Origin of the sequence: Kordiimonas sediminis (genome assembly GCF_014656395.1) — a bacterium.
Lineage (GTDB): Bacteria > Pseudomonadota > Alphaproteobacteria > Sphingomonadales > Kordiimonadaceae > Kordiimonas_A > Kordiimonas_A sediminis.
Genome location: NZ_BNCI01000002.1, coordinates 384,257 through 404,169 on the forward strand (window position 1 = coordinate 384,257; position 19,913 = coordinate 404,169).

Here is a 19,913-nt window from a genome sequence, read left to right on the forward strand (position 1 = left end):
AAATATGAGCGCACGGGGTCAAAACATCGTTTTAAGGAATAGAGTAATGATTTCGATGTACCAGAACCTGAAGATTGCAATAAAACTCCCTTTACTAGTTGTCGCAGCACTTCTGATCCTCGCCGTTGGTGTAGGGCTATCCGGTTTTAGGACTGCACAATCACAAATTGATAAAGATACTTCTGAAAAGTTAACGGCTGTCTTGTCTTCAAGAAAGTCAGAATTGAACGCATACCTTGCAACTATTGAAGAAGATTTGAAGCTGGTATCGGCTAATCCTTATGTAGCAACAGCCTTGAAAGATTTTGAGGCAGGATGGTCTGCTTTTGATGGAAATCCTCAAGAAGCTGCCCAGTCGCTCTATATCAGTTCAGAAATGGACAAACGATATGATGCAGGCGACGGCTCTCTCTACAGTCAGGCGCACAGCACCCATCATCCGTGGTTTCATAATCTTCAGCAAACGCGCGGATACTATGATGTATTTCTGGTAAACGCGCAGGGCAGTCTAGTGTATTCGGTTTTTAAAGAAGCTGACTATGCAACCAATCTGAATTCTGGACAGTGGAAAGACAGTGACCTTGGTAAAATTTATCGTGCTGCAATGACAGGTAATCGTGGTCAGCAGTATTTCCTGGATTTCGCACCTTATGAGCCTAGTAATGGTGCCCCGGCCAGTTTTATTGCAACGCCTGTTTATGACGAGAGTGGTGCCAGGATTGGTGCTTTGATCTTTCAGATGCCAATCGCGCGGATCAATCAGATTATGCAGAAATCAGACGGCATGGGCGAGACAGGTGAAAGTTATCTTGTTGGTGATGATCTCTTTATGCGCTCAGACTCCCGTTTCAACGGTGAAGGGGAGACGTCAATTCTGAAAACCAGAGTTGATACCGAATCTGCCAATCTTGCTATGAAAGGGCAGGATGGTCTGATGAATATCGAAGACTATCGAGGGGTAGAAGTGTTGTCAGCATATTCATCACTAGACTTTTTGGGCACAAAATGGGGCGTTATTGTCGAAAAAGATATGGAAGAAATTAATCGACCAATCATGTCGATGGGCTTTACCATGCTTTCCATAGCTGTGGGGATTACCGTTATACTGTCAGCCGGTATGTTCTTTGTAGCGCGCGGCATTACCAACCCGCTCAGCAAGATGGTTGATCTGATGGGCGTCCTTGCAAAAGGGGATACATCGGTCACAATTCCGTATCAGGATCGCGGTGATGAAATCGGTGAGATTTCCAAAGCTGTTGATTTCTTTAAAGAAAGCATGATTGAAGGCGAGCGCCAGCGCGAAGAGGCACGCAAGCATGAAGAGCAAATGCGTGCTGCCGAAGAAGCGCAACGGCTTGAGAAAGAAGAGCAGGAACGGTTAGAGCTTGAGCGCGAGCGAGCCGAGGCAGAGAGGCGCCAGAAAAAAGCAGACGAAATGACCGCGCTTATCCTTGAGTTTGATAATCAGGTCAGTCAAATGTTGGGTGCTGTGACGTCGGCAACCGTAGAACTTGAATCAACCTCTCGCTCAATGTCTGCTACTGCGGACGAGTCTGATCATCAGGCTGCGAATGTTGCCTCTGCCGCAGAAGAGGCTACTGCAAACGTTCAAACAGTTGCCAGTGCGTCAGAGGAACTGGGTGCTTCTATCAGCGAAATTGGTCAGCAGATGGAGCGGTCCAACCGGGCTACTCGTGATGTGGCTGACCGTTCCAGCGCAACTGTAGAAGTTATGAGCAGTCTGGAGGAATCTTCCAACGCCATTTCTGAGGTCGTTAGCCTGATCAATGATATTGCAGAGCAAACTAATCTGCTTGCGCTGAACGCGACGATTGAGGCAGCGCGTGCGGGCGATGCCGGCAAAGGCTTTGCCGTGGTTGCCAGTGAGGTGAAATCTCTTGCCAGTCAGACCGCGAAAGCTACAGAGCAGATCAGACAGCAAATCGATGACGTTCAGCTTCAGTCAAAGAATGCGGCGGCTGCGATGCACGAAATTCGCAAATCAATTGATGAAACCTCTGCCCTGGCAGCGGCTGTTGCAGCAGCGGTTGAAGAACAGCAGGCCGCAACCAATGAGATTGCCCGTAATGTAGCGGATGCTGCCACAGGCACGCAGCAAGTTAGTAGCAGCATCATTGGTGTATCCCAAGGCGTGTCAGAAACCAAAGAAGCTTCGGGGCAAGTGCAGGCTGCGTCAAGAGAGTTGGCTCAAAACTCAACCAAGCTGAATAATTTGATCGAAAAATTTGTATCAGATGTCAGGGTTCTTACCACTGAATAAAGTTCGATACATATGAGGAGAAAGACTATGAAGTACTTTGGTCTGGTTATGTCTGGCTTTATGACGGCCGCCTATCTGTGTCCGCAGGCTGTCCACGCAGCCGAGATAGGGGACTTGTCTGTCAGTGGTGAACTTACACTTGTAAATGACTATCGTTTTCGCGGTGTGAGCTTATCTGACAAAGATCCGGCGTTGCAGGCTGCCCTGTCACTAGAGCACGGCTCAGGTTTTTATGTTTCAGCGTGGGGCAGTACAGTCGACGATATTGCAGGTGCTGATGTCGAGATAGATATTATCACCGGATATAGTCATGACTTAGGTGAGGGTAGAACCGTTGACGTGGGGCTTATCTGGTATACCTACCCGGGCGGTAATGATGTGAATTACTGGGAGGCATTTTCCACGTATGCTATGCCGCTCGGACAGGGGGCTGCCTCGGTCGGTGTAAACTATGTGTGGTCACAGGAAAATAGCGGTAATCGGGACAATATCTATGTTTGGATGGGGGCAGAACACCTCCTTGGGTCCAGCCCGTTTACACTTGATGGCTATGTCGCCTTTGAGGATGGTGCCTTTGCGCATGATAAGCTCGAATGGACTGTGGGTATCAGTACCGAGTGGCAGGGCATTGGCTTGCGACTTGGCTATCTTGATACTGACCAGAATTTTCGCGAAGCAGATGCAACAGTCATGTTTTCAGTTGGTGTAGCCTTTTAATTCGGATAAAGATTTAACCATGGGTACAGGCCTGACGGGGTAAGACCGGTTGGGCCTGTGTTTATTTCCGGTATCCGTTTTAAAGTTGCAGGCAGGCAATGACAGGCAAAAATGTAACCATTTCGATAGTGGGAGGAGGGCCAGCCGGTTTGATGGCGGCTGATATACTTTCTGCTGCTGGCTGTGCGGTGAATATTTTTGAAAAAATGCCTACGGTTGGCCGTAAGTTCCTTATGGCCGGTAAAAGCGGCTTGAATCTTACCCACAGTGAAGATTTACAGGCATTTAATAGCCGGTATTTTGAGGCGGCGGATTTTATGAAGCGGCTTCTGCACGCATTTGGCCCTGCGGAGGTCTGTCGGTGGGCTGACGAGCTAGGTGCTGAAACATTCGTTGGCAGTTCGGGCATGGTTTTTCCAAAGGCGATGAAAGGATCACCCTTACTGCGGGCATGGATCGCTAGATTAAAGCAACAGGGGTGCGCTTTTTATCCGCGGCATCAATTCGTAGGCCTTGACGGCTCATCCGTCCATTTGCTTGGTCCGCAGGGCTCCATTGTTAAAAGCGCAGATGCAGTTATCCTTGCGCTGGGTGGCGCCACTTGGCCGCGACTGGGCAGCAATGCGGATTGGGTGCCATTACTTACGGAAAAAGGTGTGTCATGTAATGAGTTTGAGCCGTCCAATTGCGGTTTTACTGTTAACTGGTCACCTAAAATGCAAACCTTTTTCGGTAAGGTCGTGAAAAATGTACGATTGCTGGCTGGGACTGCGTCGAAAAAAGGGGACTTTGTTATCTCTGCCTACGGTATTGAAGGCAGCACAGTTTACCGCCTTTCCCGTGACTTGCGGGTTGCACTGAAGGCTTCAACCCGGACATCGCTGCTGGTGGATCTGATGCCAGATTGGAGCCAGGGGAAAATAGCAAAAGCACTTGGAAAACCACGAGGGAAGAAATCGTTATCCACGCACTTGAAACGTGTGTTGAAGCTGGATGCCGTTAAACTGGCATTATTGTATGAGTGTGTTGACAGTTCAGTCATGTCAGACATTTCTGCGCTGTCAAAGGCGATAAAAGGGCTGCCTGTAATCCTGGAGGGTATGCGCCCCCTTGAAGAGGCAATAAGTTCGGCGGGCGGGGTAGCGCTATCCGAGCTGGATGAAAATCTGATGCTGCATAAGTTACCGCATGTATATGTCGCAGGTGAAATGCTGGATTGGGAAGCACCAACCGGTGGCTATTTGCTTACCGCTTGTTTATCGCAAGGGGCGTGGATCGCACGCTCTATTTTACAGCGCTAATCTTTCTTGGTAGTCTTACAACTGCACTGTGGGCGCATAAGGTTGCCTCAAATTGATCTCAATTTGTCCACATTTCTGGATAGGCTATTAACTCTATGATAAAAAAGCTTTGAAACATAGGCACCAAGGAGAGAGTAATGACAGAAGTACTTGGAACAAATCAGGGCGACGTTCTGGACGGTACGGAGCTGGATGACGAAATTTATGGTTTTCAGGGGGATGACCTGCTGAACGGCATGGCTGGAAACGATGAACTGGAAGGCGGCAACGGCGTAGACACCCTGAACGGTGGCGACGGTGATGATGAGCTTGAAGGCGGTAACGGTGGTGATTCGCTGTTTGGCGGCGCTGGTAATGATGAACTTGAAGGTGGAAACGGATCTGACATCCTCAATGGTGGTGACGGCGATGACGAGCTGAAAGGCGGTCGTGGAGATGATACGCTGACAGGCGGTGCCGGCGCAGATGAATTTGGTCTGGATGACAATGGCTCCTTCACTATCACAGACTTCAACGGTGCAGAAGGCGACACCATTGAACTTGATGATGATGATCGGTTTGAATCTTTCGAAGATATCCTGGCGGCTGCAACTGAGGTAGACGGCAATGTCGTAATTTCCCTGGATGATGACGACGATGATGACGATGATGACGATGATGACGACCCAGCTACGCTGACACTTTTGGGTGTGACGCTAGCTGATCTGAGTGCCGAATATTTTGACTTCGAAGACAGCGATTTCAACGGTGATGACGATGATGATGAGTATGAAGGCGACGAAGACAAAAACAAATTGAAGGGCAATGGTGGTAACGACAAATTCCACGGTCGTGGCGGTGACGACTTCATGACCGGTGGTGCCGGTGATGACACTATTCACGGTGGTGACGATGATGACGAGATCTTTGCAGGCGAAGGTGATCAGGGTCATGACTACTTCTCTGGTGGTGGCGGTAATGACAAGATCGGTGGTGGTCAGGGTCATGACTTCATCGTAGGTGATCGTGCTCCTGATGATGAAGACGGTGTTGAAGGTAGCGACACTCTCTTCGGTGGCCAGGGACATGATGTGATTGTGTCGGGTGACTGGGATGACCTTGATGGTGACGGTGAATTCGACGAAGGCGAAGCAAGCGGCGGTGCACATGCTGATATTGTCTGGGCTGGTGAAGGCGATGACACGGCTGTCGGTGCAGACGCTGAAGATACACTTGGCGGTGGTGCCGGTAATGACGTGATTGATGCAGGCAAAGGCCATGATAAAGTCTATGCATCATCCGGTAATGACCAAATCGAAGGCGGTGACGGACACGATACTGTGTTTGGCGGCGCTGGTGATGACACAATTAGCGGCGGCAAAGGTCATGATCGTTTGTTCGGTGGTCTCGGTAACGATGAACTAACCGGCGGCGAGGGAGAGGATACTTTCTTCTTCGGTGAAGAGCACGGCGATGATGTTGTGACGGACTTCAATCTGGAAGACGATACACTGTATCTGGAGAAGGCTGTGGCAGAATTTGCGTCCCTTGAGGATGTTAAAGCTGCTGCAACCGAGACAACAATTGACGACACAGATGGTCTGTTGATTGACACAGGTGGCGGCACTGTCTTCCTTGAAGGCATTACCCTGTCCGATATGGATACAATGAGTATTGCTATCTAGGTTTTCTATCTATGGCAAAACTGAAAAGGGGCGGTGCCATTGGCGCCGCCCCTTTTCCTTTGTGTAACCTCACTGCCAGGTCATTCTGTAAGTTTTAGATTCACTTGTTTCTTCTGAAAGCTGATATCTTTGAAAAAGATTTTATTTAGATTTCAGATACGCAAGCATCGTATCCGCGTCTGAAACTTCAAATGGGTCTGTAGGGCAATCATCGGCAAAACCGGGTTCGATGAACATTTTTTCGATTTTGCCATCATCAACAAACATGGAGTAGCGCCAGCTACGCATACCGAAACCAAGGTTATCTTTCTTCACCAGCATTCCCATCTGGCGAGTGAATTCACCGCTGCCGTCTGGCAGCAGGAAGACGTTCTTGGCATTTTGTGATTTGCCCCACTGATACATAACAAAGGCATCATTCACAGAAAGGCATACTACTGCGTCCACACCGAGTGATTTGAACTCTTCATATAGCTCTTCGTACCGTGGCAAATGGCTTGTTGAGCAAGTTGGTGTAAAGGCACCTGGCAGGGAAAAGAGAACGACTTTCTTGCCTTTGAAGATCTCATCCGTGCTTAGGTCTTTCCATTCAAAAGGATTTGGACCGCCAAGGGCTTCATTGCGCACACGGGTCTTGAAAATTGTAGTAGGGACAGTTGCTGGAACGTTTGGCATCATATTTCCTCTCGGTAGTGAATTGTTTCTGAGAGAGACCCTGCCACAAACTTGCTGCATGGGGAAATGGATTAGATTAATCACATAAATCGACTATATGGATTAATTGACAATATTTTTTTCGTTTATGTCGATTTATGTGACCGCATAGGCAATCAGTTTTTCGATTGCCCGGCGCTTTTCAGTGCAAATTTAGCCCCTTGAAGGGCTTTTACAGGTCATGTCGCCTGTTGTGCGCGTTATGCTCATGTCTGCTATCAGCCAACAAACTATCTGCATCAGTATGACAAAACCCGCAGTACTTTTATCGACACTGCCGCTAATAATTACGGCAACGACTATCATACTTGTTGCCCATGCTACTGCATTGATGATCCGACCTTTTGGTGTTTCTTTTTTCATTATGCTTACTCCTCGTTGATGTGTGGTGATTATTCGGCGGCAAGAGAGAAAATCTCTTCTACCGGAACTTGAAAGAACTGAGCGATTTTTAAGGCGATAACCGTTGAAGGAATGAATTTTCCTCCCTCAATAGTATTGATGGTTTTTCGAGTAACGCCGATCTTTTCCGCTAGATCTGCTTGGCTCATATGATGCTCAGCGCGGAAAACTCGTATTCTATTGTTTAGTTTTCCTGACATTTTAATCATCCTCAGAATTTGCTTTGCGTGCCTCTATGAAGAAGGTCAGGCTGAAGACGAGTAGGGAAAAGCACAGTACGGCTTTCAGGTATAAAGACGGTGGCATGTCAAGCTGTAACTGCGGCAGATACGATTGACTTGCGGCTTCGAGGGCAATCAAAAAAACAAAGGTCAGAGAGAAAGTCATCATGCCCGCGTTTTTCGCAACAGCCGCGATATAGCTTTCGGTGCTGTTAAATTCCGCCCTGTGGTTATACCGCAACCAAAGTAAACGCAGAAAAGACGGCAACAGTAAAAGTAGGACGAGGACACTCAAGACAGTTTTGGCTGTGCTTAGATATGCAGTGGTTGCTGCATCTGCAAAATGTTGTCCTATACCAAGGCCATAGGATAGGGCGACAATGAATACACCGATAGCTGTTCGCGTCAGGAACTGTTCTTGAAACTCGGGCAGATTGATCTTTTTTATATTTTGCGAAGGTAATCGCATCACAGTCTTCCTACTTAGAGTCATGGTAAATAATGTTACATTATGTAACCTTGAGGTTATATATAGGGTAGATTAGGTATCTGTCAAGGGCGCTGTTTAGTATTCTGGGGTGGTGCACAGATAATGCTGCGCTCTGAGCTGGGCGCGGGTGCAGATGCAAATTGTAGTGAGAGGCTAGAAGAGCGCGCGTAGGGGAGTGGTGTGGCAGGATTGATCGCAGACCACAGGCTTTAAAGGATGTTCAATCTTTTATGGGGGCACGAGAGTACTGCCCCTTAAGCATGGAGCATAGCTTATAGGAGGGTGTTCGTCTTAGGTCTTAATGTCGAGAGGGCCGGTATCCCAATCCCCGTCAGCCAGTATATGTCCCGAGAATTTAAATTCAGGGCTTACGACACAGGTAACAAGCGACCAGTCACCAACAGAACGGGCAATTTGCCAATAATCAGCGGGGATCATAAACTGTGGTTCCTGTCCTGCATCCAGGTCAGGGCCAATGATTACTGATTCATTAGGTAAGGCAGGGGCCTTTCGAATCGCGATTTCCATAGGAGCACCGCCGCACCAGACCCACAGTTCATGCACATCAATAAGATGCCAGGCGTTTCTCAGCCCACTAGGTAGAAGATAATAGATAGAGGACATTAAACCACGATCCTGATCTGGGCTTTCAACCAGATGTGTACGCCTGTAATACCCGCCTTCTGGGTGGGGGGCCAAATTCAGGGTTCTGATTACCTCATCCATTTCCATGGCGCATCCTAACTCTTTTGTCCTGCGTGACAATATAACAGCTTTTATTCTGAACCTATAGTGCCATATTGAAATAAAGCGATGGCGGCTGCGTTCGAAACATTCAGGCTTTCTACCTTCCCTGTCATAGGAATTTTACCCAGAACGTCACAGTGTTTCTTTACCAGTGGGCGCAGTCCTTTTCCTTCGGAGCCCATCACGATAGCTACTTTGCTGCCCATCTTCAGTGCCCCAATTTCTTTGTCTGTTGCGCCGTCAAGGCCAAGACGCCAGAATCCAAACTCTGCGAGTGTGTCGAGTGCTTGTGACAGGTTCGTTACGCGAATCCACGGAATGCTATCCAATGCCCCCGATGCAGACCGGGCAAGTACACCTGACTCTTTTGGGCTATTCTTATCCATGGTGACAACCGCGCAGGCACCAAGTGCGGCCGCGGACCTGAGGCACGCCCCAACATTATGGGGGTCAGTTACCTGGTCCAGTATAAGTACGGTAGCCGCTTCATGGTGCATAGCTTCAACGTCATTCAGATCCAGTGCGGGCAGGGGGCGTACTTCAAGGATAATACCCTGATGAGGAGAATCGCTCATTAAACTCTGATCGATTGTCCGACCATCTGTGATTTGTGTTTTAATGTCGGGACGAGCGTTGCGCAGAGTATTATCTGATAAGGCTTTTTCCGTGCCGATCAACCTAATGCATTCGCGCTTTTTATTCTGTAGTGCAGCCAGTACAGCATGTCTGCCGTGCAGAAAAAAACTGTCCGCCTTTAAAGGTCGAAGCGCAGTGACAGATGGTTCTTTAGTTGTTGGATTCGGTGCAGCATTTACAGACGTTCCGCGGTGGGTTCCTTCTGGTTTGAATGTATTTTTCCCGGGTCTGCGCAATGGGGCTTTCCCTTTAGAATGCTTGTTATTTTTTTTATTGGAAGCTTTCGCCACGTCTGTTTCCTGTATTGTTCACTCTGCTGGTGTGAACCTATCAGGTTTAGATTTAGAGGGCAAAAAACAAAAAAAATTAAATCGTAGTCAAGAAGCTGTTGACATAGGGTTAGATATGCGCATATTGCGGCCTCACCGCGGTGATGTTTTCAGCTTCTGAAAATCCTTCATCCGGTAGACATAGTACGGAGGGGTGGCCGAGTGGTTAAAGGCACCAGACTGTAAATCTGGCCGCGTATGCGTACACAGGTTCGAATCCTGTCCCCTCCACCACTTAAACCTCTTCCCACGACTGGTGTGCGGAGAGGTTTAGTTGTTTCGAGGGCTTACCCTTTTGGTGGTAGGCAAAGTGCGCGGGTGTAGCTCAATGGTAGAGCAGAAGCCTTCCAAGCTTACGACGAGGGTTCGATTCCCTTCACCCGCTCCAAATTTATGCCTGCGTATACAGGTGGGCATGCGATAATCACGGGCAAGGGTGACCTTGCCGGGACATTAATTAAAGGCGCCTTTTGGCCTGGCTGGCTGGGCGTCATTGCTTGCAAAGGTGTACGGGCAATGGCTAAAGAAAAGTTTGAGCGTAATAAGCCGCACTGTAACGTTGGCACGATTGGTCACGTTGACCATGGTAAGACAACACTTACAGCTGCGATTTCTAAGGTACTTGCAGACGCACAGGGTAGCGCTGCAGTAGATTTTGCGAACATTGACAAGGCTCCAGAGGAGCGTGAGCGTGGTATCACGATCTCTACGGCTCACATTGAGTATGAGACAGACGCACGTCACTATGCGCACGTTGACTGCCCAGGTCACGCTGACTATGTGAAGAACATGATCACGGGTGCTGCACAGATGGACGGTGCTATTCTGGTTGTGAACGCAGCTGATGGCCCAATGCCACAGACACGTGAGCACATCCTGCTTGCACGTCAGGTTGGTGTTCCAGCCCTTGTTGTATTCCTGAACAAAGTTGACCAGGTTGACGACGAAGAGCTTCTTGAGCTTGTTGAGATGGAAATCCGCGAGCTTCTGTCAGAGTATGATTTCCCAGGTGACGATATTCCGATCATCGCGGGTTCTGCGCTTGCAGCCCTTGAAGGCCGTGACGACAACATTGGTAAAGAGAAGATTCTTGAGCTGATGGCTGCTGTTGACGAGTACATTCCACAGCCAGAGCGTGCTGTTGATGGTGCCTTCCTGATGCCTGTTGAGGACGTATTCTCCATCTCTGGTCGTGGTACAGTTGCGACTGGCCGTGTTGAGCGTGGTATCGTTAAGGTTGGTGAAGAGATCGAGATCGTTGGTATCAAAGACACTACCAAGACTACGGTTACTGGTGTTGAGATGTTCCGCAAGCTCCTGGATCAGGGTGAAGCAGGCGATAACATTGGTGCACTGCTGCGTGGTGTTGCACGTGACGATATCGAGCGTGGTCAGGTTCTGGCACACGTTGGTTCGATCAAGCCGCACACGAAGTTCACTGCCGAGACTTACATCCTGACCAAGGAAGAAGGCGGTCGTCATACACCATTCTTCGCGAACTACCGTCCACAGTTCTACTTCCGTACAACTGACGTGACTGGTAACGTTGAGCTGCCAGAAGGCACTGAGATGGTTATGCCTGGTGATAACGTGAACCTGACAGTTAATCTGATCGCGCCTATCGCGATGGACGAAGGTCTGCGTTTTGCAATCCGCGAAGGCGGCCGTACTGTCGGCGCCGGCGTCGTAGCAAAAATCATCGAATAGTTTTAATGGGCGTCACGCTTCGGTGTGACGCCGTCTTTTAAGGTGAATTACAATGGACGCGCAAAATATTCGCATCCGGCTGAAGGCTTTCGACCACCGCGTGCTTGATCAGGCGACTGGTGAAATTGCTAACACAGCCAAGCGTACAGGCGCTCTGGTACGTGGTCCTATTCCACTGCCAACTCGCATTGAAAAGTTTACGGTTCTTCGTGGCCCACACGTAAATAAAAAGTCCCGTGAGCAGTTTGAAATGCGTACGCACAAACGTCTGCTCGATATCGTAGATCCAACACCACAAACTGTTGACGCTCTTATGAAGCTCGATCTGTCTGCTGGTGTTGATGTTGAAATCAAACTGCAAGGATAAGTCCCATGCGTACAGGTTTGATAGCAAAGAAACTCGGGATGACTCGTATCTTTAATGATAACGGTCACCACGTTCCTGTGACTGTACTCCAGCTTGAAAATCTTCAGGTTGTTGCGCAGCGCACAGTTGAAAAAGATGGCTATACAGCACTGCAGCTTGGTGCTGGTACTCGTAAAGTGAAGAATGTGACAAAAGGCCAGCGTGGTCACTTTGCCAAGGCTGAAGTAGAGCCAAAAGCAAAGGTCGCTGAATTCCGCGTGAGCGACGATGCTCTCGTAGATGTTGGCGCAGAAATCACTGCAGATCACTTTATCCCTGGTCAGTATGTTGATGTTGTGGGTACGTCTAAAGGTAAAGGCTTTGCCGGTGCCATGAAGCGTCACAACTTCGGCGGTCTTCGTGCTTCGCACGGTGTCTCTATCTCTCACCGTTCACACGGTTCCACGGGTCAGTGTCAAGATCCTGGTCGTGTATTCAAAGGTAAGAAGATGGCTGGTCACCTTGGTGATGCCCGTACCACTGTCCAGAACCTGGAAATCGTAGAGGCACGCGCAAGCGAAGGCCTTCTGCTCGTTCGTGGCGGTGTACCTGGTGCCAAAAATGGCTGGGTTCTCGTTTCTGACGCAGTAAAGAAAGCTCTTCCTGAAAACGTCCCTACACCGGCTGCGTTCAAGCTGCCTGCTAAAGAAGAAGCTGCTCCTGTTGAAGCTGCTCCTGCTGAAGCGGAAGCTCCAAAAGCGCCTGCCGAAGGTAACGAGGAATAAGCATCATGAAGACAAATGTTCTTACACTGGATGCGAAAAAAGCTGGCGACGTTGATCTGAACGACGCTATCTTTGGCATTGCTCCGCGTGCAGACATTCTGCACCGAGTTGTTAATTGGCAGCTTGCCAAGCGTCGTGCTGGCACGCACGCTGTTAAATTCCGCTCTGACATCGCTCGTACTGGTGCTCGTCTTGGTCGCCAGAAGGGTGGTGGTACAGCACGTCACGGTTCACGCCGTTCAAACATCTTCGTTGGTGGTGGCCGCGCGTTCGGTCCTATCCCACGGGATCACGGTTTTGATCTGCCTAAGAAAGTTCGCAAGCTTGGCCTGCGCGCAGCTTTGTCTGCTAAGCAAGCTGAAGGCAAGCTGATCGTTCTTGACGTAGCTGAGCTGAAAGAAGGTAAAACAAAAGAGCTGAAGGCAAAGCTTGAAAAGCTAAACCTTACTAACGCTTTGTTTGTTGATGGTGCAGAAGTAAACGCAAATTTCCTGCGTGCTGCTAGCAACCTTCCTAACATCGACGTGCTGCCTAGCCAGGGCGCTAACGTATACGACATTCTGCGTCGTGATACGCTCGTTCTGACTAAGGCTGCTGTTGCCAACCTCGAGGAGAGACTGAAATGAGCGCGCTCAATAAGTATGACGTGATCGTTAGCCCAGTTATCACCGAGAAGGCGACAATGGGCTCGGAAAACAATCAGGTGACTTTCAAAGTTGCCATCGATGCGACCAAACCTCAGATCAAGGCTGCTGTTGAAGGTATCTTTGGTGTTAAGGTTACTAAGGTCAATACGCTCCGCCAGGAAGGCAAGGTAAAGCGTTTCCGTGGTGTAGTCGGCAAGCGTGCCGAATACAAAAAAGCCATGGTTACACTTGCTGAAGGCGACAGCATCGACGTGACAACGGGAGCATAACCGATGGCACTCAAGCAATATAAACCAAATACTCCAGGCCAGCGTGGTCTTGTTCTTGTTGACCGTGAAGGTCTGCACAAAGGCAAGCCGGTTAAAGCGCTGACTGAGGGTCTTACTAAATCTGGTGGCCGCAACAACACAGGACGTATTACATCACGTCGTCGTGGTGGTGGTCATAAGCGCACTTACCGTTTGATCGACTTCAAGCGTACGAAGTGGGATATGGTTGCAACGGTGGAACGTCTTGAATACGATCCAAACCGTACAGCATTCATTGCACTTCTGAAGTATGAAGACGGCGAACTTGCTTACATCCTGGCACCGCAGCGCCTAGCGCCTGGTGACACTGTGATCGCAGGTAACAAGGTTGACGTTCAGCCTGGTAACGCGATGCCTTTGGCAAACATGCCAATTGGTACAATCATCCACAATGTGGAGATGAAGGCAGGTAAGGGTGGTCAGATCGCACGTTCAGCTGGTGCTTATGCGCAGTTGATTGGCCGTGACCGTGGTTATGCGCAGATCCGTCTGTCATCTGGCGAAGTTCGCCTGGTGCGCGGTGAGTGTATCGCAACAGTCGGCGCCGTTTCAAACCCTGATAATCAAAACCAAAAGCTCTCTAAAGCGGGCCGAAATCGTTGGTTAGGTCGTCGTCCGAATGTTCGTGGTGTTGCCATGAACCCGGTCGATCACCCACACGGTGGTGGTGAAGGTCGTACCTCTGGTGGCCGTCATCCTGTTACACCATGGGGTAAACCAACGAAGGGTAAACGTACTCGTTCGAATAAATCGTCCGACAAGTTTATCATCCGGTCGCGCCACGAGCGCAAGAAACGCTAAGGAGTTTCCATCATGGCACGTTCTGTATGGAAAGGCCCTTTCGTTGACATGCACCTTCTCAAAAAGGTGGAAACGGCTCTCGACAGTGGTAAATCTTCGGCGACAATCCAGACTTGGTCACGTCGTTCGACTATTATGCCACAATTCGTTGGTCTTACGTTCAACGTATACAACGGGCATAAGTTCATCCCTGTTTATGTGACAGAGGAAATGGTAGGCCACAAGCTTGGCGAATTTGCTCCAACGCGTACCTATTGGGGTCACGCAGCGGACAAGAAAGCTAAGAGGAAGTAATCATGGGTAAGCAAGCAGCAAAACGCCGTGTGGCGGATAATGAGGCGGTAGCAACTGCTACTATGCTTCGCGGCTCTGCCCAGAAGCTGAATCTGGTAGCAGCCAGCATCCGTGGTATGAAAGTGGAGAAGGCTATTACGACTTTGTCGTTTAACCGTCGCCGCGCAGCCATCGATGTTAAAAAGGTTCTGGAGTCCGCAGTAGCGAACGCAGAAAACAATCACAATCTGGACGTTGACAACCTGGTGGTTGCAGAAGCGACAGTGGGTAAGGCGCTTGTTATGAAGCGTTTCCGTGCCCGTGCTCGTGGGCGCGCTGCCAAGATCGTGAAGCCGTTCAGCCGTCTGCGCATCGTTGTGCGCGAAGTAGAGGAGACTGTATAATGGGTCAGAAAGTTAGTCCCGTTGGTCTGCGTCTGGGTGTAAACCGCACCTGGAATTCGCGATGGTATGCTGATGCCGGCGAATATGGCACGCTTCTTCACGAAGACCTGAAAATTCGGGAGTTCGTGAAAAAGGAATTGCCGCAGGCTGGTATTTCTAAAGTTGTCATCGAGCGTCCTGCCAAAAAGTGTCGTGTAACTATTTACAGTGCACGTCCTGGTGTGATCATCGGTAAAAAAGGTGCTGATATCGAAAAGCTTCGCGCTAAAATCGCGAAGCTGACATCGGCAGAAGTAAGCCTGAATATCGTTGAAGTCCGCAAGCCTGAGATTGATGCCCAGCTTATTGCTGAAAGCATTGCTCAGCAGCTTGAGCGTCGGGTTTCTTTCCGTCGCGCTATGAAGCGTTCTGTTTCTAGCGCCATGCGTCTGGGTGCACTTGGTATTCGTATCAACTGTGCTGGTCGTCTGGGCGGTGCAGAAATCGCACGGACTGAATGGTACCGCGAAGGTCGTGTGCCTCTGCACACTCTGCGTGCTGATATCGATTACGGTACAGCCGAAGGTCTGACTGCATACGGTATCATTGGTATGAAGGTTTGGGTCTTCAAGGGCGAGATCATGGAACATGATCCAATGGCTCACGAGCGCCGGGCGAATGAAGCTCAGCAGTCTGGTGGACCATCACGTCCTTCACGGCCTCAGCGCTAAGCATAGGAGCGACACACAATGTTGCAACCAAAGCGTACAAAGTTCCGGCGGCACCATAAGGGCCGCATCCACGGCAATGCCAAGGGCGGAACAGCACTTAACTTCGGTCAGTTTGGTCTTAAAGCCCTTACTCCTGGCCGTGTAACAGCTCGTCAAATCGAAGCTGCTCGTCGTGCGATGAACCGTCACATGAAACGTTCCGGTAAGGTGTGGATTCGCATCTTCCCAGACGTTGTTGTGACGTCTAAGCCGACAGAAGTTCGGATGGGTAAAGGTAAAGGTTCACCTGATTACTGGTGTGCGCGTGTTAAACCAGGCCGCATCATGTTTGAAATTGACGGTGTATCAGAAGAAGTTGCACGTGGTGCATTTGAGCGGGCTGCTGCGAAGCTAGCTGTTCAGACTCGCATCGTGCAGCGGATGGCATAGAAAAGGAGCACCATAAAATGAAGGCTACTGATCTTCGTGGTAAGTCCAAGGACGAGCTCCGTGATGAGCTGGAAGGCTTGAAGAAAGAGCAGTTTAACCTGCGCTTTCAGGCAGCGTCCGGACAGTTGGAAAATACAGCCCGTGTTCGTCAGGTTCGTCGCGACATTGCTCGCATCCAGACGATCATTGCTGAATCAGCTGAGGCGTAAGGAGAAAAGCCCATGCCAAAGCGCATATTACAAGGTGTAGTGGTTTCAAGTGCGAACGATAAAACTGTCGTTGTGCGTGTAGAACGCAGAATTAAGCATCCATTGCTTGACAAAATTATTCGACGCTCTAAGAAGTACCACGCTCATGATGAGAGTAACCAGTATCAGGTTGGCGATGTTGTTCGTATTGAAGAATGTCGTCCTATCTCAAAACTTAAGAGCTGGCGTGTAGTTGGTGGTGAGGCTTAGGCCTCACATACCGACTATTTGTTTAGTTATAAAGAAGGGTTGAACCCATGATCCAAATGCAAACCAACCTCGATGTGGCAGACAACTCCGGTGCCAAGAGGGTGCAGTGCATTAAAGTGCTTGGAGGTTCCAAGCGTAAAACTGCTGGAGTTGGCGACATTATCGTCGTCTCAGTGAAAGAGGCGATCCCACGGGGTCGTGTTAAGAAGGGTGATGTGCACCGTGCCGTCATCGTTCGCACAGCTAAAGAAGTTCGTCGTAACGATGGTACTACCATCCGTTTCGACCGCAATGCTGCGGTTCTGGTTAACAAAAACCACGAGCCAATCGGTACTCGTATTTTCGGGCCGGTTGTTCGTGAGCTTCGTGCCAAGAACCACATGAAAATCATCTCTCTTGCTCCGGAGGTACTGTAACAATGGCCGCTAAGCTTAAAAAAGGTGACAAGGTCGTTGTGCTTGCTGGTAAGGACAAGGGCAAGCGTGGCGAAATCACAAGGATTCTGACTGCAGAAGGCCGTGCAATCGTATCAGGTGTTAACCTGATCAAGAAGCACAACCGCCCAAGTCAGGTTAGTGCGGGTGGTATCGAAACCAAAGAAGCTGCAATCCAGCTTTCTAACCTTGCTTATGAAGACAAGGATGGTAACCCGACTCGCGTAGGTTTCAAAACTCTCGAAGATGGCAAAAAAGTTCGTTTTGCCAAGAAATCCGGGGAGGTGATTGATGGCTAAGGCAGTTGCACGTCTGCGTAAGCATTACGACGAAACAGTGCGCTCTTCTCTGGTTGAGAAGTTCGGCTACAAAAATCCTATGCAGGTTCCAAAGCTCGACAAAATCGTTATCAACGTTGGTGTTGGCGAAGCAGTTGCGGACAAGAAAAAGGTCGATAAAGTGGTTGAAGAAATCACTGCGATCGCTGGTCAGAAGCCTGTAGTTACTAAAGCCCGTAAGTCTATCGCGACGTTTAAGCTTCGTGATGGTATGCCGATCGGTGTGAAAGTAACACTGCGTGCTGACCGCATGTACGAATTCCTGGACCGCCTGGTAACAATTGCACTTCCACGCGTTCGTGACTTCCAGGGTGTTAGCCCTAAGTCATTCGACGGCCGTGGTAACTATGCAATGGGTATCAAGGAACAACTGATCTTCCCAGAGATCAACTACGACAAAGTAGATACGATCAGAGGGATGGACATCATTATCTGTACGACGGCTAAGACCGACGACGAAGCGCGTGAGCTGCTGCGTTGTTTCGATATGCCGTTCAAGCAGTAATGGCTCGCAAGGAGATTTAGAATGGCTAAAATCAGCGCCATGGAGAAAAACAAGCGCCGTGAGCGTCTTGTTGCCAAGTACGCCGACAAGCGCGCTGCTCTGAAAGCGAAGGCAAACGACAAGAGCCTTCCTGATGAGGAGCGTTGGTTCGCGAACCTGGAACTCGCTAAACTGCCACGGAACGGTGCCGCTACTCGTCTTCGCAATCGTTGCGAAGTAACTGGTCGCCCTCGTGGTTACTACCGTAAATTCAAAATGTCTCGTATCGCCCTGCGTGAACTCGGTTCCGCTGGTCTGGTGCCAGGCATTGTCAAGTCAAGCTGGTAAGGGAGAACGTTCATGTCTATGACTGATCCTATCGGCGATATGCTGACAAGAATCCGCAACGGTTTGCAAGCTGGCAAATCTAGCGTTCGTTCACCGGCTTCCAAAGCTCGCCAGCGCATTCTTGATGTGCTGCAGCGCGAAGGCTACATCCGTGGCTATGAGCGTCTTGAGCTTGAAGGTAACAAAGCAGAACTCAGCATCGAGCTGAAGTACAATGAAGGCGAGCCTGTTATTCGTACGCTTAATCGCGTATCGAAGCCTGGTCGTCGCGTGTACAGCTCAGTTTCTGATCTGCCTCGTGTTCACAACGGTCTGGGTATTTCCATCGTTTCCACGCCAAAAGGTGTTCTGTCTGATGCAGAAGCACGTGAAGGCAATGTGGGCGGCGAAATCCTCTGCACCGTATTCTAAGTCGTTAAAGGAAGGGAAAACAAATGTCCCGTATCGGTAAAAAACCTGTACAGATCCCGTCAGGCGTAACCGTTACCCTTAATGGCTCTGACTTGACGGTTAAAGGCCCTAAGGGTGAACTGGCTATGACCTTTGTTCCTGAGGTTGAGGTTACTCACCAGGACAACGAGATCGCAGTTTCTCCTGTTGGTGAAACAAAACGTGCCCGCTCTATGTGGGGTATGCAGCGCACAATGGTAAGCAACCTTATTGAGGGTGTTACCACTGGCTACACGAGAAAGCTTGAAATCAACGGTGTTGGTTATCGTGCACAGATGAAGGGTTCTTCCCTTAATCTGCAGCTGGGTTTCTCGCATGATGTCGATTTTCCGGTGCCGGAAGGCATCAAGATCGAAACGCCTGATCAGACTACTATCGTTATCTCTGGTATCGATAAACAGAAAGTCGGTCAGACAGCGGCGAAAATCCGCGAATATCGTAAGCCTGAGCCATACAAAGGCAAGGGTATCAAGTATGAAGGCGAATATATCTTCCGTAAAGAAGGTAAGAAGAAGTAGTAGGTGGCAGACATGGCAAACACATCTCTCTTTGATAGACGTCGTCAGCGTAACCGTAATCAACTTAAAAAGGTTGGTAACGGGCGTCCTCGTCTATCTATCCACCGGACAAACCAGCATATGTATGCCCAGATCATCGATGATGCCAAGGGTGCTACACTTGCTGCAGCCTCTACGCTTGAAGCGGATCTGAAAACGGCTGGCACGTCTAACATTGAAGCAGCTACCAAGGTAGGTACACTGATCGCTGAGCGCGCGAAGAAAGCGGGCGTAGAGACAGTAGTATTTGACCGGGGTGGTTTCCTGTACCACGGTCGCGTCAAGGCGCTTGCTGAAGCAGCACGCTCTGGCGGCCTGGACTTCTAAATAAGGAAAAGGATGTCCAATGGCACGCCCAGAAAAAAATGCACAACAAGAAAGTGAACTTGTAGAAAAGCTTGTCCACATTAACCGTGTGGCCAAAGTGGTAAAAGGTGGTCGTCGTTTTGGTTTCGCAGCGCTTGTCGTTGTTGGTGATCAGCGTGGCCGTGTAGGTTTCGGTAATGGTAAAGCTCGGGAAGTTCCTGAAGCAATCCGTAAAGCTACTGAAGCTGCAAAGAAAAACATGATCCGTGTTCCTCTGCGTGAAGGCCGGACCTTGCACCATGATATTCGTGGCCGTCACGGCGCGGGTAAAGTACTTATCCGTTCTGCGGCTGCTGGTACTGGTATCATTGCAGGTGGTCCAATGCGTGCAGTGTTCGAAGCACTAGGTGTACAGGACGTTGTAACCAAGTCCCAGGGTTCTCCAAACCCTTACAACATGGTTCGTGCAACGTTTAATGCGCTGACACTTCAGAATTCTCCACGTCAGATCGCAGCAAAACGCGGTAAGAAAGTGGCTGACATTGTCGCACGTCGCGGTGATGTAAAAGTTGCTACATCAGCTGATGAAGCTGGTGAGGCAGCAGAAGCTGCTGAGGAGTAAGACC

The 19,913-nt window shown here is 49.6% G+C and carries 31 protein-coding genes and 2 tRNA genes; 27 read left to right on the forward strand and 6 right to left on the reverse strand.

Annotated elements, in window-relative coordinates; translation table 11 throughout:
• Positions 1-46: 46 nt before the first annotated feature.
• The 4 genes from IE181_RS09310 to IE181_RS09325 all read left to right on the forward strand — a co-directional run bounded on the left by IE181_RS09310 (position 47) and on the right by IE181_RS09325 (position 5,963).
• Entirely contained in the window at positions 47-2,281 is a 2,235-nt protein-coding gene (locus IE181_RS09310) for a methyl-accepting chemotaxis protein (protein WP_191252260.1), read from the forward strand.
• A 27-nt stretch (positions 2,282-2,308) separates the two neighbouring features.
• Complete coding sequence (locus tag IE181_RS09315) at positions 2,309-2,998, forward strand: TorF family putative porin (RefSeq protein ID WP_191252262.1); 690 nt, start codon at positions 2,309-2,311, stop codon at positions 2,996-2,998.
• 98 nt (positions 2,999-3,096) lie between these two features.
• A complete protein-coding gene (locus IE181_RS09320; protein ID WP_191252264.1) occupies positions 3,097-4,299 on the forward strand; it encodes a TIGR03862 family flavoprotein in 1,203 nt (400 codons plus the stop codon).
• A gap of 137 nt (positions 4,300-4,436) precedes the next feature.
• The gene (locus IE181_RS09325) at positions 4,437-5,963 is read left to right on the forward strand and encodes a calcium-binding protein (protein ID WP_191252266.1); all 1,527 of its coding nucleotides are present in this window, start codon (positions 4,437-4,439) and stop codon (positions 5,961-5,963) included.
• Between the two features lie 141 nt (positions 5,964-6,104).
• Here IE181_RS09325 and IE181_RS09330 read toward each other — a convergent pair whose 3' ends face one another.
• The 6 genes from IE181_RS09330 to rlmB all read right to left on the reverse strand — a co-directional run bounded on the left by IE181_RS09330 (position 6,105) and on the right by rlmB (position 9,409).
• On the reverse strand, positions 6,105-6,638 hold the full coding sequence (locus IE181_RS09330; protein WP_191252268.1) for a peroxiredoxin: 534 nt from the start codon (positions 6,636-6,638) through the stop codon (positions 6,105-6,107).
• A gap of 192 nt (positions 6,639-6,830) precedes the next feature.
• Positions 6,831-7,040, reverse strand: a complete 210-nt coding sequence (locus IE181_RS09335; RefSeq protein ID WP_191252270.1) for a hypothetical protein — start codon at positions 7,038-7,040, stop codon at positions 6,831-6,833.
• A gap of 29 nt (positions 7,041-7,069) precedes the next feature.
• The gene (locus IE181_RS09340; protein ID WP_191252272.1) at positions 7,070-7,279 is read right to left on the reverse strand and encodes a helix-turn-helix transcriptional regulator; all 210 of its coding nucleotides are present in this window, start codon (positions 7,277-7,279) and stop codon (positions 7,070-7,072) included.
• 1 nt (position 7,280) lies between these two features.
• A complete protein-coding gene (locus tag IE181_RS09345) occupies positions 7,281-7,769 on the reverse strand; it encodes a hypothetical protein (protein WP_191252274.1) in 489 nt (162 codons plus the stop codon).
• A gap of 312 nt (positions 7,770-8,081) precedes the next feature.
• Positions 8,082-8,522 (reverse strand): cupin domain-containing protein, encoded by a 441-nt coding sequence (locus tag IE181_RS09350; RefSeq protein WP_191252276.1) that lies wholly within the window; start codon positions 8,520-8,522, stop codon positions 8,082-8,084.
• 44 nt (positions 8,523-8,566) lie between these two features.
• A complete protein-coding gene (rlmB, locus tag IE181_RS09355) occupies positions 8,567-9,409 on the reverse strand; it encodes a 23S rRNA (guanosine(2251)-2'-O)-methyltransferase RlmB (RefSeq protein ID WP_229819301.1) in 843 nt (280 codons plus the stop codon).
• Between rlmB and IE181_RS09360 the strand changes: the two genes are divergently transcribed.
• From IE181_RS09360 to rpsE, 23 genes are all read left to right on the forward strand, one after another.
• Positions 9,309-9,623, forward strand: coding sequence for a hypothetical protein (locus IE181_RS09360; protein WP_191254302.1), 315 nt, complete (start codon positions 9,309-9,311; stop codon positions 9,621-9,623). The two genes, rlmB and IE181_RS09360, sit on opposite strands and share 101 nt — an antisense overlap.
• 27 nt (positions 9,624-9,650) lie before the next feature.
• Positions 9,651-9,736: transfer RNA gene (locus IE181_RS09365), tRNA-Tyr, on the forward strand.
• A gap of 80 nt (positions 9,737-9,816) precedes the next feature.
• Positions 9,817-9,890, forward strand: a tRNA-Gly gene (locus IE181_RS09370).
• Between the two features lie 128 nt (positions 9,891-10,018).
• The gene (gene tuf / locus IE181_RS09375) at positions 10,019-11,209 is read left to right on the forward strand and encodes an elongation factor Tu (RefSeq protein ID WP_191252277.1); all 1,191 of its coding nucleotides are present in this window, start codon (positions 10,019-10,021) and stop codon (positions 11,207-11,209) included.
• Positions 11,210-11,261: 52 nt separating this feature from the next.
• Entirely contained in the window at positions 11,262-11,576 is a 315-nt protein-coding gene (gene rpsJ, locus IE181_RS09380; RefSeq protein ID WP_191252279.1) for a 30S ribosomal protein S10, read from the forward strand.
• Between the two features lie 5 nt (positions 11,577-11,581).
• Positions 11,582-12,340: a 50S ribosomal protein L3 gene (gene rplC / locus IE181_RS09385; protein ID WP_191252281.1), complete on the forward strand. Its 759-nt coding sequence runs from the start codon at positions 11,582-11,584 to the stop codon at positions 12,338-12,340.
• 5 nt (positions 12,341-12,345) lie between these two features.
• The gene (rplD, locus tag IE181_RS09390) at positions 12,346-12,966 is read left to right on the forward strand and encodes a 50S ribosomal protein L4 (RefSeq protein WP_191252283.1); all 621 of its coding nucleotides are present in this window, start codon (positions 12,346-12,348) and stop codon (positions 12,964-12,966) included.
• Positions 12,963-13,256, forward strand: coding sequence for a 50S ribosomal protein L23 (locus IE181_RS09395; RefSeq protein WP_191252285.1), 294 nt, complete (start codon positions 12,963-12,965; stop codon positions 13,254-13,256). The genes rplD and IE181_RS09395 overlap by 4 nt, the downstream gene beginning before the upstream one ends.
• A 3-nt stretch (positions 13,257-13,259) precedes the next feature.
• Positions 13,260-14,096: a 50S ribosomal protein L2 gene (gene rplB / locus IE181_RS09400; RefSeq protein ID WP_191252287.1), complete on the forward strand. Its 837-nt coding sequence runs from the start codon at positions 13,260-13,262 to the stop codon at positions 14,094-14,096.
• A gap of 12 nt (positions 14,097-14,108) precedes the next feature.
• Positions 14,109-14,390, forward strand: coding sequence for a 30S ribosomal protein S19 (gene rpsS / locus IE181_RS09405; protein WP_191252289.1), 282 nt, complete (start codon positions 14,109-14,111; stop codon positions 14,388-14,390).
• A gap of 2 nt (positions 14,391-14,392) precedes the next feature.
• Positions 14,393-14,773 (forward strand): 50S ribosomal protein L22, encoded by a 381-nt coding sequence (gene rplV / locus IE181_RS09410; protein ID WP_191252291.1) that lies wholly within the window; start codon positions 14,393-14,395, stop codon positions 14,771-14,773.
• Entirely contained in the window at positions 14,773-15,483 is a 711-nt protein-coding gene (gene rpsC, locus IE181_RS09415; RefSeq protein WP_191252293.1) for a 30S ribosomal protein S3, read from the forward strand. Before rplV ends, rpsC begins: the two co-directional genes overlap by 1 nt.
• A gap of 18 nt (positions 15,484-15,501) precedes the next feature.
• Positions 15,502-15,912 carry a 50S ribosomal protein L16 gene (rplP, locus tag IE181_RS09420; protein WP_191252295.1) on the forward strand — a complete coding sequence of 137 codons (411 nt, stop codon included), beginning with the start codon at positions 15,502-15,504 and terminating at the stop codon, positions 15,910-15,912.
• Positions 15,913-15,929: 17 nt separating this feature from the next.
• On the forward strand, positions 15,930-16,121 hold the full coding sequence (gene rpmC / locus IE181_RS09425; protein WP_191252297.1) for a 50S ribosomal protein L29: 192 nt from the start codon (positions 15,930-15,932) through the stop codon (positions 16,119-16,121).
• A gap of 12 nt (positions 16,122-16,133) precedes the next feature.
• On the forward strand, positions 16,134-16,370 hold the full coding sequence (rpsQ, locus tag IE181_RS09430; protein ID WP_191252299.1) for a 30S ribosomal protein S17: 237 nt from the start codon (positions 16,134-16,136) through the stop codon (positions 16,368-16,370).
• A gap of 47 nt (positions 16,371-16,417) precedes the next feature.
• Positions 16,418-16,786 (forward strand): 50S ribosomal protein L14, encoded by a 369-nt coding sequence (rplN, locus tag IE181_RS09435; RefSeq protein ID WP_191252301.1) that lies wholly within the window; start codon positions 16,418-16,420, stop codon positions 16,784-16,786.
• A 2-nt stretch (positions 16,787-16,788) separates the two neighbouring features.
• The gene (rplX, locus tag IE181_RS09440; RefSeq protein ID WP_191252303.1) at positions 16,789-17,103 is read left to right on the forward strand and encodes a 50S ribosomal protein L24; all 315 of its coding nucleotides are present in this window, start codon (positions 16,789-16,791) and stop codon (positions 17,101-17,103) included.
• Positions 17,096-17,647, forward strand: a complete 552-nt coding sequence (gene rplE, locus IE181_RS09445; protein ID WP_191252305.1) for a 50S ribosomal protein L5 — start codon at positions 17,096-17,098, stop codon at positions 17,645-17,647. The genes rplX and rplE overlap by 8 nt, the downstream gene beginning before the upstream one ends.
• Positions 17,648-17,668: 21 nt before the next feature.
• On the forward strand, positions 17,669-17,974 hold the full coding sequence (gene rpsN / locus IE181_RS09450) for a 30S ribosomal protein S14 (protein WP_191252307.1): 306 nt from the start codon (positions 17,669-17,671) through the stop codon (positions 17,972-17,974).
• A gap of 12 nt (positions 17,975-17,986) precedes the next feature.
• Positions 17,987-18,385, forward strand: a complete 399-nt coding sequence (gene rpsH / locus IE181_RS09455) for a 30S ribosomal protein S8 (protein WP_191252309.1) — start codon at positions 17,987-17,989, stop codon at positions 18,383-18,385.
• Positions 18,386-18,408: 23 nt separating this feature from the next.
• Positions 18,409-18,942: a 50S ribosomal protein L6 gene (gene rplF, locus IE181_RS09460; RefSeq protein ID WP_191252312.1), complete on the forward strand. Its 534-nt coding sequence runs from the start codon at positions 18,409-18,411 to the stop codon at positions 18,940-18,942.
• Positions 18,943-18,954: 12 nt separating this feature from the next.
• Positions 18,955-19,308 (forward strand): 50S ribosomal protein L18, encoded by a 354-nt coding sequence (gene rplR / locus IE181_RS09465; RefSeq protein ID WP_191252314.1) that lies wholly within the window; start codon positions 18,955-18,957, stop codon positions 19,306-19,308.
• A gap of 19 nt (positions 19,309-19,327) precedes the next feature.
• Positions 19,328-19,909, forward strand: a complete 582-nt coding sequence (gene rpsE, locus IE181_RS09470; RefSeq protein ID WP_191252316.1) for a 30S ribosomal protein S5 — start codon at positions 19,328-19,330, stop codon at positions 19,907-19,909.
• Positions 19,910-19,913 lie beyond the last annotated feature (4 nt).

Coding starts and splice junctions, on each gene's coding strand:
- IE181_RS09310 (WP_191252260.1), top strand. CDS start 47: ATGATTTCGATGTACCAGAACCTGAAGATTGCAATAAAACTCCCTTTA.
- IE181_RS09315 (WP_191252262.1), top strand. CDS start 2,309: ATGAAGTACTTTGGTCTGGTTATGTCTGGCTTTATGACGGCCGCCTAT.
- IE181_RS09320 (WP_191252264.1), top strand. CDS start 3,097: ATGACAGGCAAAAATGTAACCATTTCGATAGTGGGAGGAGGGCCAGCC.
- IE181_RS09325 (WP_191252266.1), top strand. CDS start 4,437: ATGACAGAAGTACTTGGAACAAATCAGGGCGACGTTCTGGACGGTACG.
- IE181_RS09330 (WP_191252268.1), bottom strand. CDS start 6,638: ATGCCAAACGTTCCAGCAACTGTCCCTACTACAATTTTCAAGACCCGT.
- IE181_RS09335 (WP_191252270.1), bottom strand. CDS start 7,040: ATGAAAAAAGAAACACCAAAAGGTCGGATCATCAATGCAGTAGCATGG.
- IE181_RS09340 (WP_191252272.1), bottom strand. CDS start 7,279: ATGTCAGGAAAACTAAACAATAGAATACGAGTTTTCCGCGCTGAGCAT.
- IE181_RS09345 (WP_191252274.1), bottom strand. CDS start 7,769: ATGCGATTACCTTCGCAAAATATAAAAAAGATCAATCTGCCCGAGTTT.
- IE181_RS09350 (WP_191252276.1), bottom strand. CDS start 8,522: ATGGAAATGGATGAGGTAATCAGAACCCTGAATTTGGCCCCCCACCCA.
- tuf (WP_191252277.1), top strand. CDS start 10,019: ATGGCTAAAGAAAAGTTTGAGCGTAATAAGCCGCACTGTAACGTTGGC.
- rpsJ (WP_191252279.1), top strand. CDS start 11,262: ATGGACGCGCAAAATATTCGCATCCGGCTGAAGGCTTTCGACCACCGC.
- rplC (WP_191252281.1), top strand. CDS start 11,582: ATGCGTACAGGTTTGATAGCAAAGAAACTCGGGATGACTCGTATCTTT.
- rplD (WP_191252283.1), top strand. CDS start 12,346: ATGAAGACAAATGTTCTTACACTGGATGCGAAAAAAGCTGGCGACGTT.
- IE181_RS09395 (WP_191252285.1), top strand. CDS start 12,963: ATGAGCGCGCTCAATAAGTATGACGTGATCGTTAGCCCAGTTATCACC.
- rplB (WP_191252287.1), top strand. CDS start 13,260: ATGGCACTCAAGCAATATAAACCAAATACTCCAGGCCAGCGTGGTCTT.
- rpsS (WP_191252289.1), top strand. CDS start 14,109: ATGGCACGTTCTGTATGGAAAGGCCCTTTCGTTGACATGCACCTTCTC.
- rplV (WP_191252291.1), top strand. CDS start 14,393: ATGGGTAAGCAAGCAGCAAAACGCCGTGTGGCGGATAATGAGGCGGTA.
- rpsC (WP_191252293.1), top strand. CDS start 14,773: ATGGGTCAGAAAGTTAGTCCCGTTGGTCTGCGTCTGGGTGTAAACCGC.
- rplP (WP_191252295.1), top strand. CDS start 15,502: ATGTTGCAACCAAAGCGTACAAAGTTCCGGCGGCACCATAAGGGCCGC.
- rpmC (WP_191252297.1), top strand. CDS start 15,930: ATGAAGGCTACTGATCTTCGTGGTAAGTCCAAGGACGAGCTCCGTGAT.
- rpsQ (WP_191252299.1), top strand. CDS start 16,134: ATGCCAAAGCGCATATTACAAGGTGTAGTGGTTTCAAGTGCGAACGAT.
- rplN (WP_191252301.1), top strand. CDS start 16,418: ATGATCCAAATGCAAACCAACCTCGATGTGGCAGACAACTCCGGTGCC.
- rplX (WP_191252303.1), top strand. CDS start 16,789: ATGGCCGCTAAGCTTAAAAAAGGTGACAAGGTCGTTGTGCTTGCTGGT.
- rplE (WP_191252305.1), top strand. CDS start 17,096: ATGGCTAAGGCAGTTGCACGTCTGCGTAAGCATTACGACGAAACAGTG.
- rpsN (WP_191252307.1), top strand. CDS start 17,669: ATGGCTAAAATCAGCGCCATGGAGAAAAACAAGCGCCGTGAGCGTCTT.
- rpsH (WP_191252309.1), top strand. CDS start 17,987: ATGTCTATGACTGATCCTATCGGCGATATGCTGACAAGAATCCGCAAC.
- rplF (WP_191252312.1), top strand. CDS start 18,409: ATGTCCCGTATCGGTAAAAAACCTGTACAGATCCCGTCAGGCGTAACC.
- rplR (WP_191252314.1), top strand. CDS start 18,955: ATGGCAAACACATCTCTCTTTGATAGACGTCGTCAGCGTAACCGTAAT.
- rpsE (WP_191252316.1), top strand. CDS start 19,328: ATGGCACGCCCAGAAAAAAATGCACAACAAGAAAGTGAACTTGTAGAA.